Genomic DNA, 16,616 nt, shown 5'->3' with positions numbered 1-16,616 from the left:
GTCACGTCCCTGAATGGCGGATTCGGGCGGCCCACGCTTCGATGAACCCGCGACCAGCGACCTGAAGTCGGCGGGCCGTGCCGACGGTGGCACGTTGATCGAACACCGCGAAGTCGAGTTCTTCGATGCGGTCCAGGATTTCGGAGTACAAAGTGAGCGCAGCCGAAATGCACGGTCTCGACCGAGGATGAAGCAGGGCAATGCCCTGTTCGGCGAATCGGTAGATGCGTCTGGTCTCCGCGTGCTGCTCCTCCAGGGCGCGCCGCACTCGCGAGTCGGTACGGCGATGGTCGTGACACCAGTTCAGAACGTCGCGGTCCACCTGGTGGACGGCGAGTTCGTCGGCGGGTAGATAGATCCGCCCGCGCTGCAGGTCTTCATCGACATCGCGCAGGAAGTTGGTGAGCTGGAACGCTTTTCCGAGTGCTGCGGCGTACGGTGCAGCCTCGGTGGGTTCGCACACGGTACCCAGGACGGGCAGCATTTGGAGACCGATCACTTCGGCGGAGCCATACATGTATCGGTCGAGTGCGGCGCGGTCGGGGTAGTCGGTGGTCGACAGGTCCATTCGCATCGAGGACAAGAAGTCGTCGAAGTGTTCCCACGGGATGTCATATCTGCGCGCGGTGTCGACCACCGCCGCCAACGAGAGGTCACCATCGTCGTTGGCGCCGGTCGTCATACGGTTGAACAACCGTGTCGCCAACCGCTGCAATTCATTCGCACGCTCCGAGGTGGACACCGACGCGTCGAAGTCGTCCAGGATGTCGTCGGCGCGCCGAGCGAACCCGTAGAGCGCGTGCACGGCGGGACGCTGCTGCGGCGTGAGCAACCTCGTGGCAAGGAAGAACGTTCGCCCGTGCTGTGAGTTCAAGGTGCGGCAGCGTCGGTAGGCGTCCCGCAATACGGGATCGTGGACACCGGCGGCATGGAGTTCTGAACTGATCATGGTTGCACCACCCGTAGTTGGCGTCGCTTGGTCACGGCGCCGGTGATTCTGTCGGCGGCCAGGCGGCCCGACATCAACGCTGTGGGCACACCTACCCCCGGCACTGTCGAGGATCCGGCGAGGACGGCGTTGTCGACACCGCGCACGGTGTTCGCCGGCCGGAACGGACCGGTCTGCCCGAAGGTGTGGGCCAGCGCGAACGGCGTGCCCGCAAGCATGCCCTGGCGCGCCCAGTCCGCGGGGTCGACGACATGCAGTAGTTCGGCTTCGCGGCCGAGCGACGGCATCCGGTTCTGGACGGCCCGCAAGATGCTGTCGGTGTATGCCGGACCCGTTGCGGCCCAATCGACATTGCCCACCGCGGTGTTCGGCGCAGGAGCCAGGATGTACAGCAGATCGCGACCGGCCGGCGCCAGCCCCGCGTCACCCGCCGAGGGCCGAGTGACGAGCAACGAGGGGTCGGTCATCACTTTCCCGTCGTCGATGATGTCCCGGAATGTCTGCTGCCAGGCCTGGCCGAACAGAATCGTGTGGTGCCCGACATCGGTATCGACCGCCTGGCAACCGACGTGCGCGACGACGGCGGAGGGTGCGGGCCGAAGCCGAAGCAGCCGGCGCGGTTCACGGCCGAGCAGGCGATAAGTCTCGGGTAGCTCCGTGGTCAGCACGACCGCGTCCGCCGGGACACGCTCACCGGTGCTGGTGCGCACGGCCGTCACCTCTGATCCGCTGCGCTCCAGTGCGGAAACTGCCGCGCTGTAGCGGAATTGGACACCTGCACCGGCGGCGGCCGCGGCCAGCGCATCAGGCAGCGCGCGCATGCCGCCGCGCGGGAAGAAGACGCCGGAGATGGTGTCCATGTAGGCGATGACGGCGTATACGGCCAATGCCCGCTGCGGCGGAACGCCGGCGTACAGCGCTTGAAAGGTGAACACCCGCTGCAGCCGTTCGTCGCTGATGAACTTGCGCACCATGCGATCCCACCGACGAAAGCCGCCGATGGCCGTCAACCGCGCCAGCGCAGGAGTGAGGAGAGACAGCGGTGAGTCGAAGTTCGCCGCGATGAAACCGTCGAACTCGACGTCATAGAGTCGGGTCAGCCAGTCACGTAGCTGCAAGTAGCCATCGGCCTGCCCGCGGCCCGCGAACCGCTCGATCTCGGCGGCCATTGCCTCTCGGTCGCTGTGCACGTTCAATGAGCTGCCGTCGGCGAACGACGCGTGGTAGGCGGGATCGACCCGCATGAGGTCGAGACGGTCGGACAGCGATTCGCCGACGGCCGCGAATGCGTCGTCGATGAGGTCAGGCATCGTCAGCACGGTTGGGCCCGTATCGAGTAGGTACCCGTCGATGTCGAGGCGCCCCACCCGTCCCCCGGGATGTGGTGCCCGTTCGATCACGGTGACCTCCCGGCCACGCCCTGCGAGATGCAGGGCCGCCGATAATCCCGCGAGGCCCGCACCGACCACGACCACCCGTTGGGCGTTGCTTCCAAAGGTCTTCACGATCACGCCGTCCGTGCGGTGCACGCCGTGGCCATGTCCGCCAGGGCTACTCGGACATCTGGTCGCAGGTCGGCATTGTCGACGAGCGTCAGGGCGTGCGTGAGCCGCGAGTCGATCAGTTTCTCGATCCAATCGACGGCACCCGTGGCGACGATCAGTTCACGCCAGCGGTTGATGTCGTCGACGTCGAGGGCGTCCGCGCGCATCAGGCCGCGCAGTTGCCTGCGCAACACCCTGTCCGCCAGGTGGTAGGCGGCCGCTACGACGGTTGTCGCCTTGCCCTCCAGAAGGTCGCTGCCGCTGGGCTTTCCGGTGATCGAAGGCGATCCGAAGATGCCGAGTACGTCGTCACGCATCTGGAAGGCCTCTCCAATGGCGTCACCGTAGCCGCCAAGCATCGCCATCACCGGCTCGTCACAGCCCGCCATGGCCGCGCCCATTTCAAGTGGGCGCCGCACGGTGTAGTTGCCGGACTTGCGGCGCGACACGGACAGCACGCGGTCCAGGGTTGGGAACCTGCTCGAGTCGTTGATCAGGTCGGCGAATTGCCCTATCGCGAGTTCGGTGCGCATCGCGTCGTAGCGAGGCCAGACCCGCTCGAGGGCGGCGGTCGGAACGCGACTCTCCCGCATCATCTGCGCCGCCCAGACCAGACACAGATCCCCAAGCAGCACCGCGGCGGATTCCCCGAAACGATCCGGCGATCCCCGCAACGGCCGCCGCCGATGCCACTGCGCGAACGCGACGTGCCCGGCGACTCGGCCACGGCGCATGGTGGAGCTGTCCATGACATCGTCCTGCAAGAGGGCGAACGCGTGCAGTAGCTCGAGGCCGGCGGCTGCTCGCAGCGCTGCAGGATCGTGGTCGGCGCCGCACAACCAACCCAGGTACATGAACGTCGACCGCACGCATTTGCCTCCGTCGACGAAATCGCGCAACACGTCGGCCGCGATATCGACCCCGGCAGCCTGAAGCTCGGGTGCGCACCTGGTGTCCACGAACTCGGCGACGATCCCCTGCACAGCACGGCGCAACGCGCCGCGCCAGTGCTCGCCGCCCAGTTCGGCAGCCGGCTGTGAACCGTTGGCCGAATGCGACACCACCTCGTCAAGCATGCGTGAGCCGATCGCTGACACGCGCCACTCCTTCCGCGCCGTGTGCGGTTCAACTTACCCAGGGCTGGCGAGCCCAACCTACGAACACAAATACCCGGTTCGCCGCCAAATTGCATCGTTCCTGCATCGATTAGTCACGCAAACGTCATCACTGTCCACCGGTCGACGGACACAGCAATCAGCCCCAAGGTTGTCGCGCGCCGCTCGCCAACGGAGCACGATCAGTGCATGACGACCGCAGCCCGGACCCGCAGCACGGAAAATCCCTATCTGAACGGCAACTACGCGCCGGTCAGGGAGGAAATCACCGCTTTCGACCTCGAGGTCACCGGAACCATCCCGGAGTATCTCGACGGTCGCTATCTCCGCATCGGACCCAACCCTCTCGGCGATCCGGATCCCGCCCGCTACCACTGGTTCCTCGGCGACGGCATGGCGCATGGACTACGTCTGCGCGACGGCGAGGCGCAGTGGTACCGCAACCGGTGGGTGCGCTCTGCGGCCGTGGCGCGCCGGCTTGGCGAGACCTGGCGCGGAGGTCCGACCGCAGGCGGCTTCGACTTCGCGGCGAATACCAACATCCTCGAACAAGGCGGCCGGACCCTGGCCATCGTCGAGGCCGGCGGACGTCCCTACGAGCTGACCGACGAGCTGGAGACCGTCGGCCCCTCCGACTTCTGCGGCACGCTGTTCGGCGGGTACTCCGCCCATCCCAAGCGGGACCCCGCGACGGGCGAGCTGCACGCCGTCTCATACAGCCCGGTGCGCGGCAACATCGTGAGGTACACCGTGACAGGTGTCGACGGGAAGGTGCGTCGCACGGTCGACATCCGTTTGAAGGCGCAGACGATGATGCACGACTTCTCGCTCACCGAAAAATATGTCGTGCTCTACGACCTGCCGGTCGCGCTGGACCTGAGCGGTCGCGCACAGACTGCCACGGCGAAGGCTGCCACGGGTCTGCTGGCCCACGTCGTGGAGCGCCACGCGCTGCCGGACTTCATGCTGAGAAGGGCCATGCGCAAATCCGGCCAGGGTGGCGGGGCGCCATCGGGCGGTATGCCCTATCGCTGGGCCCCCGAACGGCAGGCCCGCGTCGGGGTGATGCCTCGCGAGGGCAGCGCTGCTGACATCCGTTGGTTCGAAGTGCAGCCCTGCTACGTCTTCCATCCACTGAACGCCTACGACGTGCCCTCTCCCGAAGGCGACAGCATCGTGCTCGACATCGTGCGGCACTCTTCGGTCTTCACGACCGGCACCAGCTTGGTACCCGGCACGCAGACTCTGGACCGGTGGACCGTCGATCTGGCCGCGGGCACGGTCCGGGAAGAACGCCTCGACGACACCGTCCAGGAGTTCCCGCGGGTCGACGAGCGGCGCGTCGGTCGCCCGCACAGGTTCGGGTACACGGTCGGATATGTCGGAGGCTCCGCAGGAATCACCGAAGCGGACTCGATCCGCAAGCACGACCTGCACACCAAACGCACCGAGTCGGTGGCCTTCGGCGCGGGTCGTGAACCCGGCGAGTTCGTCTTCGTCCCATCCGGTGCGGACGCTGCCGAGGACGACGGGGTCGTGATGGGGTTCGTCTACGACCCGGCCACCGACCGCAGTGATCTTGTACTCCTCGACGCGCAGACGCTGGAAACGGTCGCAACGGTGCACCTTCCGGCCCGCGTACCGCACGGATTTCACGGCAACTGGGCACCGACCCGGGGATCGGACCCACAGCGAAGCTAGGGTGGGGCCCCGGCGAAGACAGGGGAAAATCGCGGTATGAGTGTGGACGCTCCGCGGGGCGCCGAATGGCATTGGCTGTGGATGGTCTATGTCGTCGGCGTCTGCGCGGCGGCCATGTTCGCGGTGGTCGTGCTCGATCATCGCTTTCCCGGTGACATGCCCGTCGCCATGGCCGCGATCGCAGGCATGGTGCTCTGCGTGGTGACATTTGGTCGCAGGATCTTCGTTCTTCCTGAAAACAGCTGGGCTGCAGTATTATTCGTCGCAATTGTGGTCGCTCTGTGGACCGTCGCCTTGTGGGCCTCTCCGGTCGCGGTGGCAGCGGTACCGGCGATCTACCCGATTGTGTTCGCGACACTGACGCTGCGCGCCGCGCTGGTGATCACCACGGCGATCAACCTGATCCCGCTGATCCTGGTCATAGTCAGGGAAGGCATCCCTTCGCCGAATCTCGGTATCGCTATTGCGTTTACCCTCATCGGGGTGATCATCGCGCCGGTGATCGGCACTGTGATCATCACGTCGATGCGGCAACGCAGACAGCTGGCCGCCCTGGTGTCCGAGTTGGCGGCCACTCGTGCCGAGAGCGCCCGTTTGTCGCGTGCGGCGGGCACCGCGGCGGAACGGGAGCGACTGGCCCGCGAGATCCACGACACGCTGGCCCAGGGCTTCACCAGCATCGTCATGCTTGCCCAGGCCGTCGAACCAGAGCTGGAAACCGATACCGCCGCGGCGAAGCGACACGTCGAATTGATCGGCGCCACTGCACGGGAGAACCTCGCCGAAGCACGGGCGATGGTGGCCGAACTGACGCCGAGTCCGCTCGAGGAAACGCTGCCCGCCGCCATCCAACGACAGTGCGATCGGCTCGCCGCCGAGACCGACGCCGTGGTCACCGCGCACATCGCCGCCGACCTGCCCACCCAGAGCATGGCCGCCGATGTGGTGCTGCTGCGTGCCACGCAGGAGGCGTTCGCGAACATTCGCAAACACGCGCAGGCTAGCGCAGTCACCGTCGACCTGGCACCGTCGACTTCAGGAGTTCGGCTTACGGTGACAGACAACGGCATTGGAATGGACAGCGGTCACCGCGAGGGCTTCGGGCTGCGCGGAATGCGTGCCCGGGTGGCGCAGGTGGGCGGTGCGATGACCCTGTCCACCGGTTCCGGCGCCGGGACGACGCTGACGGTCGAGGTGCCGACATGACCGCCGCCATCACGAAGGTGCTGATCGTCGACGACCATCCGGTAGTCAGGGAGGGTTTGCGCGGCATGATCGACGCCGAGGCCGACCTCTCCGTCGTGGGCGAGGCGGGTTCGGGCGCGGAGGCGATCGTCATGGCCGAATCCCTGCGACCTGACGTCATTCTCATGGATCTGCGGATGCCGGACGTCGACGGTGTGGCGGCCACCGAGCGAATCCTCGCGGCGCTGCCGGGGACACGCATCGTCGTCGTCACCACGTACGAGTCCGACTCCGACATCCTGCGCGCGGTCGAGGCGGGTGCGGCGGGCTATCTGCTGAAGGATGCGACGCGATCCGAACTGGCCGAGGCCGTTCGCGACGCGGCGCGAGGTAAGACGGTGCTGGCGCCGACTGTTGCCGATCGCCTTGTCCGCTTTGTGCGCCAACCTGTTTCGGCGGCGTTGTCGAGCCGAGAGGTCGAGGTGCTCGGGCTGGTGGCGACCGGCAAGACCAACGCCGAGATCGGGCGTGCACTGCACATCAGCGAAGCCACGGTGAAGACCCACCTGCTGCGGACGTTCAACAAGCTAGGCGTTTCCGATCGCACGGCGGCGGTGACGACCGCGATGTCGATGGGCCTGCTGGATTGATTCCTAGCCCGTGAGTCGCTGTACCGCAGCGGCTATGCGCTCATCGGAAGCGGTCAAAGCGACCCGGACGTGCTGCGCTCCCCCGGGCCCGTAGAACTCACCGGGCGCCACCAGGATGCCTCGCTGGGCCAGCCAGGCCACGGTGTCGCGGCACGGCTCGCCGCGCGTGGCCCAGATGTACAGTCCCGCTTCCGAGTTGTCGACGGTCAGGCCGGCCCCCTGCAGCGCGGGCTTGAGGACGGTCCTGCGCCGCTCGTAACGCGCGCGCTGCTCCCGTTCGTGTTCGTCGTCGTCGAGTGCCGCACCCATCGCGGCCTGCACCGGAGTCGGCATCATCATGCCCGCGTGCTTGCGCACGGCCAGCAGCTCGGCCACCACCGACGGGTCGCCGGCGACGAAACCGGCCCGGTACCCCGCCAGCGACGACGTCTTCGACAGCGAATGGATCGCCAACAGCCCGGTGTGGTCGCCATCGCAGACGTCGGGATGCAGTACCGAGAGCGGCCGGTCCTCCCAGCCCAACCCCAAGTAGCACTCGTCGGAGGCGACGAGGACACCGCGCTCCCGGGCCCAGCCGACGACCTTGCGCAGGTGGTCGACGCCCAGCACCTTGCCCGTGGGGTTGCTCGGCGAGTTCAGGTACACCAGTGCGGGCGACTGCGGACCCAGCTGCGTCAGTGAATCCGCGCGCACGAATGGCGTTCCGGCCAGCCGTGCACCGACCTCGTAGGTCGGATAGGCCAACTCCGGCACCACGACCAGATCATCGGGTGACAGGCCGAGCAACGTCGGCAGCCACGCGATGAGCTCCTTGGTGCCGATCACCGGCAGCACGGAATGCTCGGCAAGCCCGGTGATGCCGTATCGGCGGTGCAGCGCCGCCACCGCCGACGCCCGCAACGCGGGCGTGCCTGCGGTCGTCGGGTAGCCAGGGGCTGCACTGGCCGCGGCCAGTGCGTCACGGATCACCGGGGCGACGTCGTCGACGGGTGTGCCGACCGAGAGGTCGACAATGCCGTCAGGGTGTGATCGGGCCAGCGCGGTGACGTCGGCCAGGGTGTCCCAGGGGAACACCGGCAGAGACGCCGATACGCGCTGCAAGCGCGCCGGTATCAGTCTTTTTCCTGTGGCGGCAGATCCTTGACCGCCTGGGGGTCGTTGTCGGTCTGCCCGACCTTGGATGCACCGCCCGGGGATCCGAGCTCGGCGAAGAAGTCGGCATTGATCTGCGTGTAGCTGGACCACTGGTCCGGCACATCGTCCTCGTAGTAGATGGCCTCCACCGGGCAGACAGGTTCGCAGGCACCGCAGTCCACGCACTCGTCCGGGTGGATGTACAGCATGCGTGCGCCCTCATAGATGCAGTCGACAGGGCACTCCTCGATACATGCCTTGTCTTTCAAGTCAACGCAGGGTTCGGCAATCGTGTACGTCACAGGTTGCTCCTCGATCTCCTGTCCAATGGGGCTGCCATCTCGGGTCAAGGCCCATGAGTTCTGAGCAAGTATGCGGAATCCATACCTGTACGGTCGTCTCAGTGTGCCCTAACTTCGCGCGCCGCCCTGTTATGGGTTGCGCGTGGTTACTGATACTAGACGTCGCAGATACAGCTAGACCAGTCACCACACCCCATCATGTCAACCCGCTGATCGAATGCTCAGCATTGACCTCGGATGCGGCCATCGCTCAGCCGTTAAGAATTCTCCAAGTGCACTCGCTCAGTCTTTCCGTCAATCACCACGACCGCCTCGTCGTCGCGACTGACTCAGAAGGACCAGGACATGACCTACCCCAGGTACGCCGCCAACACGCTCGGCCCGACGCGCGGAGCGCAGTTCCATTCCGCGCCCACTCAGGGCTATCCCATGCGGCCGGCTCCGCAGTTCCAGCCACCGGCTCCGCAGTTCCGGCGGCCGGCTCCGCAGTTCCAGCGGCCGGCTCCGCAGTTCCAGCCGCCGACTCCCCCGGTTCAACCGCCGGCTCCCCCGGCCCAGCCGCCCGCGAAGCGCAAGCGCAGTCGTGGCCCGCTCGCGATCGTCCTCATCCTCGTGATCGTTCTCGCGACCGCCGCCGCGGGAGTGCTCGGCGCCGAGTTCTACGCACGCACCATCGCGGTCGACAAGGTCAAATCGGCCGCCGCATGCTTCATCGAGGGGTCCGAGAACTCCGTCGATGTGACGTTCGAGACCTCGCCGCCGGTTCTCATGCAGTACTTCGACGACAAGTACTCCGGGTTCACGATCGCCACCGACGGACCCATCCGCGGCGTTGACGGGGTCACCGCGGACATCGCGGTCGATGACCTCGACCTCAACGGCGGTGCGAACGACCGGGGCACCATCGGCGCGATCAACGCGACCATCGACTGGACGTCGGAAGGTATGCGGGAATCTGCAAATGCCGCCCTCAAGGAGGCCATCGACGAGTACCTCGAGGGCAGCTTCCTGAGCTTCCTGTCGGACTGGATCTCGACCGACGAAGTGGTGACGAACGTCGAAACCGACCCTTCGACGGGGATCGTCACCCTGGAGGGGATGTTCGACAGCAGGATCGCTGTCAAGCCGGAGACGACCGCCGACGGCGGAATCAAGCTGGAGATCCAGCCCGACGGTTTCACACTCGGCGGCGACCTTGACCTCCCTCAGGAAGACCTGCAGGAGAAGCTGGATGAGATGACGGGCGAGCTCACCGACAACAGGTACAACCTCCGGGTGGATTCGCTCGCAGTCACGAACAACGGTGTGGTTGCCGAGTTCTCGGCCAAGAACATCGACATCCCGGCCAGTGACGGGGGGAGCAGCTGCTTGGACATGTAGACGAAACGCGGCCAGCGCGTCTGCAGGATCTCGTCCTGCAGACGCGCTAGTTCGTTGTGGGGCCGGTGTTACGCCTGCTTGAGTGCCTCGATCTCCAACGTGACGGTGATTTTGTCGCCGACGACGGTGCCACCGGTTTCCAGCGGCATGTCGATGTCGATGCCGAAGTCCTTGCGGTTCAACACCACCGATGCCTCGAACCCGGCGACCTCGCCGTGTCCCATGCCGGGGTTGACGCCGTTGAACTCCAGTTCCAGGGTGACCGGCTTGGTGACGCCCTTGAGGGTGAAGTCGCCGTCGACAAGGTAGGAGTCACCGTCAGACCGGATGCCGGTCGAGGTGAAGGTGGCGGTCGGATACTGCTCGGCGTCGAAGAAGTCGGCGGACCGGACGTGCGCGTCGCGCTGTTCGTTGCGGGTGTTGATGGAGTCGACGGCGATCTCGGCGGTCACCGACGGCGTGCCGTCCTCGGCGACCACGATCGCGCCGCTGAAGGTGTCGAAGGTGCCCCGTACCTTGCTCACCATCAGGTGACGTACGGAGAATCCGATGGTGGAGTGCACGGGATCGATGGCCCAGGTACCCGTGGCGAGCTGGGCGGTTCCGGTGGCGCCGGTGGCAGTGGTCATTCGTGAATCTCTTCCTCTACGGAGCGCCGGCCTCCCCGGCACCTTCGTAGGAATAAACGGACCTCAGTCCGCTTTTATTTCTGGGCCGGGGCCGAGGGCGAATTCGCCAGGTCAACCCCGATCGCCCCAGACGGCCTGCGCGCCGGAGTCACCGATCCGAACGACGGCGATGATCGACGACACGCCCACCAGTAGGGCCATGACGGCCACCATCGCCGCCGCGGCCTTCCGCGGTTTGTTCGAGCGGCCTTCCACCCAATGCAGCCCCGCCAGCGCCACCGCGACGATCAGCATGGCGACCGAGAAGTAAATCATCCACTCTCCGCGCTCAGCATGCTCCTGCAGAATCGGCCGCGGCGGGCCTCCGTGCTCCAGCAGCCATTCGCCCGCTGAAGTGGTCAACGGTGTGAGCACTGCCGTCACCACGGCGAAAGCCAGGACCAGCCACACCAATCGACGACGTGCCGCGGGCCAGATTGCACACAGGATCACGAGCAAGGCGGTCAAGGGCGCGAGTACCACGATGCCGTGTACCAACAGGGCGTGCGCGGGGATTCCGGAGATCGTGTCCATGGCCGCTCCAACGGTTGAGGATTGCGACATTCAAGGTATACACGTTGCAGTCGCGGGAGCGTTCTTTTTGCCTCGAGTTTCCGTAAAGTCAGGCGCAGCAGTGCGTTTCAGGCACTTCTTGTTAGGTAAGGCTAGGCAGCCAGTGGCGCGTACGTCGTGGAGCGCTGTCGCGCCGGCCGGCCGATACCCTCGGCGATCGACGTGAGCTCCTCGACGCTCTTGGCCGAGCCGAACTCCGAACCGGCCATCCGCGAGATGGTCTCCTCCATCAGCGTCCCGCCGAGATCGTTGGCGCCACCGTTGAGCATCACCTGCGTGCGCTCGACACCGAGCTTGACCCAGCTGGTCTGGATGTTGGAGATCCTGCCGTGCAACATGATCCGCGCCAGCGCATGCACAGCGCGGTTGTCGCGGTGCGTCGGCCCCGGCCGCGCCCCACCTGCGAGGTAAAGCGGCGAGCTCTGGTGGACGAACGGCAACGGCACGAATTCGGTGAATCCACCGGTGCGGTCCTGGATCTCGCGCAGCACGCGAAGGTGGCCGACCCAATGTCGCGGCGTGTCGACGTGGCCGTACATCATCGTCGAACTCGACCGCAGCCCGACTTCGTGTGCGGTGCTGACTACCTCGATCCACATCGACGTCGGCAGCTTGCCCTTGGTCAGCACCCAGCGGACCTCGTCGTCGAGGATTTCGGCGGCGGTGCCCGGGATGGAACCCAGTCCCGCCTCACGAAGCTCGGTGAGCCAGTCGCGAATGCTGGTGCCGCTCTTGGTGACTCCGTTGGCGATCTCCATCGGCGAGAACGCATGCACATGCATCGACGGCACGCGCGCCTTGACCGCGCGCACCAGATCGGCGTAGCCCGTGACGGGCAACTCCGGATCGATACCACCCTGCATGCACACCTCGGTCGCACCCGCGACGTGCGCCTCCCATGCACGGTCGGCGACCTCGTCGACCGAAAGCGAGAACGCGTCGGCGTCACCCTTGCGCTGGGCGAACGCGCAGAACCGGCAGCCGGTGTAGCAGATGTTGGTGAAGTTGATGTTGCGGTTGACGACGAAGGTCACATCGTCGCCGACGACATCGCGCCGCATTGAGTCCGCAAGTGCGGCAACAGCATCCAACGCCGGGCCGTCCGCCATTGCGAGCGCCAGGTATGCGTCGTCGGAGAGTGCGGCCGGATCGCGCTCGGCGGAGCGCAGCGCCGAAAGCACGTCGGTGTCGATGCGTTCAGGAGCCTGGGCGGCCAGTTCGTGCACCTTCTCGCGGATCGACTCCCAGTCGCCGAACGCACTTCCCAGATCGCTACGCGTCTCGGTGAGGCGGCCGGCGTCGTCGATGGCCGAGTGAAGGTCGGTGCGACCGAGAGACTCCCAGGCCTCGTCGGGTTCCTGCCAGGGCCGCCCGGTGGGGTTGACATCCAAGGCCAGACCGGTCTCGGGGTCGGCCAGCGCGTCGACATGCCCACGTACCCGCGGGTCGATCCACGCGGCACCGGCCTGTACGTATTGTGGCTGAGCAGTCAAACGCTGCACCAGGTCGTAACCGGCCTCGGCCGTGACCGCGGACAGCTCGTCGAGTGCGGGCCACGGCCGCTCGGGGTTGACGTGGTCGGGGGTCAGCGGCGACACCCCGCCCCAGTCGTCGACTCCGGCGCCGATCAGCGCCAGGCATTCCTGGCGCGACACCAGGTTCGGCGGCGCCTGAATGCGGACCTTGGGTCCCATCACGAGGCGCGCCACCGCCACCGTCGCCAAGAGGTCCTCGAAGCCGGCATCCGGCGTCGCCGCCATCGCGGTGTGGTCCTTGGCCCGGAAGTTCTGCACGATCACTTCCTGAACGTGTCCGAACTCCTTGTGCGATCGCCGGATCGCGTGGATCGTGTCAGCCCGCTCGGCAAGTGTCTCCCCGATCCCGACGAGCAGTCCCGTTGTGAAGGGGATCGACAGACGGCCGGCGTCGGCCAGCGTGCGCAGCCTGACTTCCGGATCCTTGTCCGGGCTGCCGTAGTGGGCCAGTCCCTTGGTCTCGAAGAGGCGCCGCGACGTGGTCTCCAGCATCATGCCCATCGACGGGGCCACTGGCTTGAGCCGGCTCAACTCCGACCAGCTCATCACGCCGGGGTTCAGGTGCGGCAGCAGCCCGGTTTCCTCCAGCACCCGGATGGCCATCGCGCGGACGTAGTCCAGCGTCGAGTCATAGCCGCGCTCGTCTAGCCACTGCCGGGCCTCGTCCCAACGCGCCTCAGGCCGGTCACCGAGCGTGAACAGCGCTTCCTTGCAACCCAATTCGGCACCGCGACGAGCGACCTCGAGGATCTCGTCGGGCTCCATGTACATGCCGAGGCCCTGTGCCCGCAGCTTGCCGGGGACCGTGACGAACGTGCAGTAGTGGCAGGTGTCTCGGCACAGATGAGTGACGGGGATGAACACCTTGCGCGAGTAACTCACCGGCAGCCGTCCGGTCGGACCGCGCCGGCCGGCCGCTTCGAGGCCGGCATCACGCACGCGGGCCGCACTGGCGCACAGATCCGCGAGGTCATCCCCACGCGCGGTCATCGCGATCGCAGCTTCGTCGAGATTGAGTGCCACGCCGTCGCGGGCGCGGCGCAATACGCGCCGCAGGCCTGCGGGGCTGGGTGTGCCTGACTTCGGTGGGATCGCCGGACTGGGCAGATCGGCGCCATGCTGGGGGTTCAGAGCCACTCCCGTGTAACCCCACGTCCGTCGAAGATCATCCGCGCGTCTCACATTCTGAAACATGGGCGCCTGACATATCGGTCACATTAGTCCGCCAATTGACGCAGTCGGTGCGCCGCCGCCCCGCAGTCGAGGTCAGCAAAGCAAAAGGTGCGGTCCATTTACGCGCGAGCAAACATTGACGTAGGTTATGCGAGTCGGGCTTTCCGGAAGGACAACATGAAACGCTCTGCACGCTCGGCAATGGCGGTCGGGGTGAGCATGCTGGCAGTCAGCGCAGCGGTGATCGCTCCGGTGCATACGACCGACGCGCCCGCGCCGGATCCGGCGGTCCGGCTGGCGGCGGCGGTGGAGCCACTGCAACCCGGGGAAAAGCCTCCCCACATCCCCGCCCTGCTCCGGTCGTCGCAGTTGCTGCCATCGGTGGTTCCCACGGCCGTGCCGGGCGCGCCGTCGGTGCTGGCCGTCCCCATCGCCCCGAACCTCGCCAACGGCATCGACAACCTGTACCTCGCGGTCGAGCCGTGGGTCCAATACGGGTTCGAGGTCGCCGCGGCCGCGATCGCCTGGGTTCCCTACGTGGGCTTCCTGTCAGGCCTGATCATGGACGGCTACTTCTTCGGCGAGAGCATCGTCGCGAGCGCCGTCTTCAACTTCACCGACTTCCTGCGCGGCGACGGGGGCCTTGTCGAGAACCTCGTCGACTTCGGTGTCGACGTCGGCCTGGCCTTCGTCTGGCTCGGACTCGACGTGGTGAACACCTTCATTCCGCTGCCGCCGTGCAATTGCTACCCGCCGCGGCCACCGCTACAAGGTCCGTTTTCTGCACTCGACGCGCTCACCACGCTGACGAAGCCGGCGCAGGAAATGACCGCGGACACGACGTCCGTCGACGAGTCGGCGCAACCAGGGCTGGACGAGACCACCGGCGAAGAAGTTGTGGCGGTCGACAACGCGATCGAGCAGAAGCGAGCCGCCCCCGGCACGAAGCTCCGCGAAGTCCTCGGCGAACTCGTCGACCGATTCACTGGCGAACGTCTCGACGGCAGTGCGGAACAGCTGACCAATGACAACGTCACCGACGCGTCCGATACAGTCCGGGCGCAGGGTCAGGTCCGCGGTTCACTCGTCGCCACGCCGACCGGCCAGTCGTCGCATCCGAAAAGCGGGACGACACCGCGTACCGGCAAGCTGAACGAGAAGCTGGCCGAACTTGCGCAGTCACTGGCACCGAAGGTGACCAAGGCGCCGTCATCAAATGCTGACGGCGCGGGCAGCCTGGGCGACCCAGGCGCCGGGGATACCAGCGGCACGCAGTAGCTCTTAGGCGTTGACGTAGCGCCACAGCACCGCTGCGGGAGGCAGCGTGCCGAGTGCGATCAGCAGCAGTGTCCCGTAGGCCATGACCCCGGCGCCGCCATAGACGATGTCGTCGCCGGGTCCGCCCAGTGATAGCAGCGCAACCGTGAGCAGCCAGGTGAGCAGCGGCACCGCCGCTGTCCTCGGCGACGACGTCCAATGGAGCGCGGCCCACACCAGTGCGGCATTCATCAGGCCACCGATCAGCGCGCTGATCGGAAACGGCCACGTGCCGATGTAGGACGGAAGAAAGAACGACGCGAGGATCGCGCAGAGGACGCCGTCGATGGCGAGCAGCGTCAGAACGGCGACGCGCCGATACTCAGCGCTGGGAGCGGGCGAGGTCAGGTCGGGATGCTGTCGATCACGCTGGCGATCGAACCGATGACCCACTGAAAGTTGTCGAGCCGGTCCTGCCAGTGCTGCAGGTTCGGATCCAGATCGGGGTCCATTGTCGTCCCTTCCACTCGCACCAGTTGTCGGGAGCTTACCCCGGTGAGCCCTCGCTATTCGAGGTTCAGACCCGCAAGCAGATCGGTTTCCCAGCCGCGATGGTCGCGGGCGCCCGCCTCGCCCGACACCAGGATGTAGTGCTCGACGGCGCCGACCGGCAGAGCGATGTTGTTCGACAGCGCCAGCGAGCGGTCGTTGGGCGCGACGGTGACCTGGGTCGCGTGCGCCCGCAGGGCCGCCACCTTGGCGGGCAGCTGATCCGGGACGTCGATGACCGCGTCGATCGCCTCGTCGGGATGACCGAACGACACGTCGTCGATGGACACCCGGATCCAATCGTCTGGCACATCTTCGAGCGCGTTCAGACCTTCGGCGATCGCTGTCGTCGAGAGCACGGTCCAGTACACCTTCGGCACGGTCCACGGCTCGCCCGGATATTCGGAGCCGGCCGACGCCGCAACCGCCGCCATTGTCACTTCGTGGGTGTGGATGTGGTCGGGGTGCCCGTAGCCGCCGTTCGGGTCGTAGGTGACGACGACGTGCGGGCGCAGCTCACGAATGATCGCGACCAGCGCGCCGACCGCCTCGGCGGGGTCGGCATCGATGAACCGTCGATGATGTCGAGTCGGCGTACCTTCCATCCCCGAATCTCGCCAGCGGCCCGCGCCGCCGAGGAAAACGGGCTCGTCGACACCGAGAGCCTGCAGCGCCGCCGTCAGCTCACCGATGCGGAACCCGCCGAGTTGGTCTGCCTTGTCGACGGCCAGGTGCGCCCACTGGTCGCCGATCACCTCGCCCTCCTCGCCCAGGGTGCACGTGACCACCCGCACCCGCGCACCCCGGGCGACGTAGTGCGCGATCGTCGCGCCCGTCGTCAGCGTCTCGTCGTCGGGATGCGCGTGGACGAACAGCAGCCGTGGACTCTCCATTGGCACAG

15 protein-coding genes are annotated in these 16,616 nt (G+C 66.4%); 5 read left to right on the top strand and 10 right to left on the bottom strand.

Annotated elements, in window-relative coordinates; translation table 11 throughout:
- Position 1 precedes the first annotated feature (1 nt).
- Genes G6N36_RS26595 through G6N36_RS26585 form a run of 3 tightly spaced genes read right to left on the bottom strand, consistent with a single transcriptional unit; the run spans position 2 to position 3,569 of the window.
- Positions 2-949: a phytoene/squalene synthase family protein gene (locus tag G6N36_RS26595; protein WP_163689682.1), complete on the bottom strand. Its 948-nt coding sequence runs from the start codon at positions 947-949 to the stop codon at positions 2-4.
- Positions 946-2,454, bottom strand: a complete 1,509-nt coding sequence (gene crtI / locus G6N36_RS26590) for a phytoene desaturase family protein (protein ID WP_163689681.1) — start codon at positions 2,452-2,454, stop codon at positions 946-948. The genes G6N36_RS26595 and crtI overlap by 4 nt, the downstream gene beginning before the upstream one ends.
- A gap of 2 nt (positions 2,455-2,456) precedes the next feature.
- A complete protein-coding gene (locus G6N36_RS26585; protein ID WP_163690936.1) occupies positions 2,457-3,569 on the bottom strand; it encodes a polyprenyl synthetase family protein in 1,113 nt (370 codons plus the stop codon).
- A 228-nt stretch (positions 3,570-3,797) separates the two neighbouring features.
- On the opposite strand from G6N36_RS26585, the gene G6N36_RS26580 reads away from it, so the two are divergent.
- The 3 genes from G6N36_RS26580 to G6N36_RS26570 are packed head-to-tail and all read left to right on the top strand — an operon-like array spanning position 3,798 to position 7,144.
- Complete coding sequence (locus G6N36_RS26580; RefSeq protein ID WP_163689680.1) at positions 3,798-5,309, top strand: carotenoid oxygenase family protein; 1,512 nt, start codon at positions 3,798-3,800, stop codon at positions 5,307-5,309.
- A gap of 36 nt (positions 5,310-5,345) precedes the next feature.
- A complete protein-coding gene (locus G6N36_RS26575; RefSeq protein ID WP_163689679.1) occupies positions 5,346-6,515 on the top strand; it encodes a sensor histidine kinase in 1,170 nt (389 codons plus the stop codon).
- A gap of 8 nt (positions 6,516-6,523) precedes the next feature.
- A complete protein-coding gene (locus tag G6N36_RS26570; RefSeq protein WP_163690935.1) occupies positions 6,524-7,144 on the top strand; it encodes a response regulator in 621 nt (206 codons plus the stop codon).
- A 3-nt stretch (positions 7,145-7,147) separates the two neighbouring features.
- Here the strand turns inward: G6N36_RS26570 and dapC are convergent, their stop codons facing one another.
- Both dapC and fdxA read right to left on the bottom strand, forming a co-directional pair.
- A complete protein-coding gene (gene dapC, locus G6N36_RS26565) occupies positions 7,148-8,245 on the bottom strand; it encodes a succinyldiaminopimelate transaminase (protein WP_220096933.1) in 1,098 nt (365 codons plus the stop codon).
- An 11-nt stretch (positions 8,246-8,256) separates the two neighbouring features.
- Complete coding sequence (gene fdxA, locus G6N36_RS26560; protein ID WP_083123932.1) at positions 8,257-8,580, bottom strand: ferredoxin; 324 nt, start codon at positions 8,578-8,580, stop codon at positions 8,257-8,259.
- A gap of 345 nt (positions 8,581-8,925) precedes the next feature.
- On the opposite strand from fdxA, the gene G6N36_RS26555 reads away from it, so the two are divergent.
- Positions 8,926-9,960 (top strand): LmeA family phospholipid-binding protein, encoded by a 1,035-nt coding sequence (locus G6N36_RS26555; RefSeq protein ID WP_163689678.1) that lies wholly within the window; start codon positions 8,926-8,928, stop codon positions 9,958-9,960.
- A 68-nt stretch (positions 9,961-10,028) separates the two neighbouring features.
- Here the strand turns inward: G6N36_RS26555 and G6N36_RS26550 are convergent, their stop codons facing one another.
- From G6N36_RS26550 to G6N36_RS26540, 3 genes are all read right to left on the bottom strand, one after another.
- The gene (locus G6N36_RS26550; RefSeq protein ID WP_163689677.1) at positions 10,029-10,589 is read right to left on the bottom strand and encodes a YceI family protein; all 561 of its coding nucleotides are present in this window, start codon (positions 10,587-10,589) and stop codon (positions 10,029-10,031) included.
- 111 nt (positions 10,590-10,700) lie between these two features.
- Positions 10,701-11,162, bottom strand: a complete 462-nt coding sequence (locus G6N36_RS26545) for a DUF2231 domain-containing protein (protein WP_163689676.1) — start codon at positions 11,160-11,162, stop codon at positions 10,701-10,703.
- 131 nt (positions 11,163-11,293) lie between these two features.
- The gene (locus G6N36_RS26540; protein WP_163690933.1) at positions 11,294-13,873 is read right to left on the bottom strand and encodes a bifunctional FO biosynthesis protein CofGH; all 2,580 of its coding nucleotides are present in this window, start codon (positions 13,871-13,873) and stop codon (positions 11,294-11,296) included.
- Positions 13,874-14,086: 213 nt separating this feature from the next.
- On the opposite strand from G6N36_RS26540, the gene G6N36_RS26535 reads away from it, so the two are divergent.
- Positions 14,087-15,187 carry a hypothetical protein gene (locus G6N36_RS26535; protein WP_163689675.1) on the top strand — a complete coding sequence of 367 codons (1,101 nt, stop codon included), beginning with the start codon at positions 14,087-14,089 and terminating at the stop codon, positions 15,185-15,187.
- Between the two features lie 3 nt (positions 15,188-15,190).
- Here the strand turns inward: G6N36_RS26535 and G6N36_RS26530 are convergent, their stop codons facing one another.
- Together G6N36_RS26530 and mshB are read right to left on the bottom strand one after the other, a co-directional pair.
- On the bottom strand, positions 15,191-15,619 hold the full coding sequence (locus G6N36_RS26530) for a hypothetical protein (protein ID WP_163689674.1): 429 nt from the start codon (positions 15,617-15,619) through the stop codon (positions 15,191-15,193).
- Positions 15,620-15,732: 113 nt separating this feature from the next.
- Positions 15,733-16,608, bottom strand: coding sequence for an N-acetyl-1-D-myo-inositol-2-amino-2-deoxy-alpha-D-glucopyranoside deacetylase (mshB, locus tag G6N36_RS26525; RefSeq protein ID WP_163689673.1), 876 nt, complete (start codon positions 16,606-16,608; stop codon positions 15,733-15,735).
- Positions 16,609-16,616: the final 8 nt, after the last annotated feature.

This window comes from Mycolicibacterium gadium, assembly GCF_010728925.1.
GTDB classification, from domain to species: domain Bacteria; phylum Actinomycetota; class Actinomycetes; order Mycobacteriales; family Mycobacteriaceae; genus Mycobacterium; species Mycobacterium gadium.
The sequence above is the reverse complement of the archived record's forward strand: the minus strand, read 5'-3'. Positions and strand labels throughout refer to the sequence as shown.

What these genes read in the sequence shown, in the direction of transcription:
- G6N36_RS26595 (WP_163689682.1), bottom strand. Translation starts at nt 949, where the DNA reads ATGATCAGTTCAGAACTCCATGCCGCCGGTGTCCACGATCCCGTATTG.
- G6N36_RS26585 (WP_163690936.1), bottom strand. Translation starts at nt 3,569, where the DNA reads ATGCTTGACGAGGTGGTGTCGCATTCGGCCAACGGTTCACAGCCGGCT.
- G6N36_RS26580 (WP_163689680.1), top strand. Translation starts at nt 3,798, where the DNA reads ATGACGACCGCAGCCCGGACCCGCAGCACGGAAAATCCCTATCTGAAC.
- G6N36_RS26575 (WP_163689679.1), top strand. Translation starts at nt 5,346, where the DNA reads ATGAGTGTGGACGCTCCGCGGGGCGCCGAATGGCATTGGCTGTGGATG.
- G6N36_RS26555 (WP_163689678.1), top strand. Translation starts at nt 8,926, where the DNA reads ATGACCTACCCCAGGTACGCCGCCAACACGCTCGGCCCGACGCGCGGA.
- G6N36_RS26550 (WP_163689677.1), bottom strand. Translation starts at nt 10,589, where the DNA reads ATGACCACTGCCACCGGCGCCACCGGAACCGCCCAGCTCGCCACGGGT.
- G6N36_RS26545 (WP_163689676.1), bottom strand. Translation starts at nt 11,162, where the DNA reads ATGGACACGATCTCCGGAATCCCCGCGCACGCCCTGTTGGTACACGGC.
- G6N36_RS26535 (WP_163689675.1), top strand. Translation starts at nt 14,087, where the DNA reads ATGAAACGCTCTGCACGCTCGGCAATGGCGGTCGGGGTGAGCATGCTG.
- mshB (WP_163689673.1), bottom strand. Translation starts at nt 16,608, where the DNA reads ATGGAGAGTCCACGGCTGCTGTTCGTCCACGCGCATCCCGACGACGAG.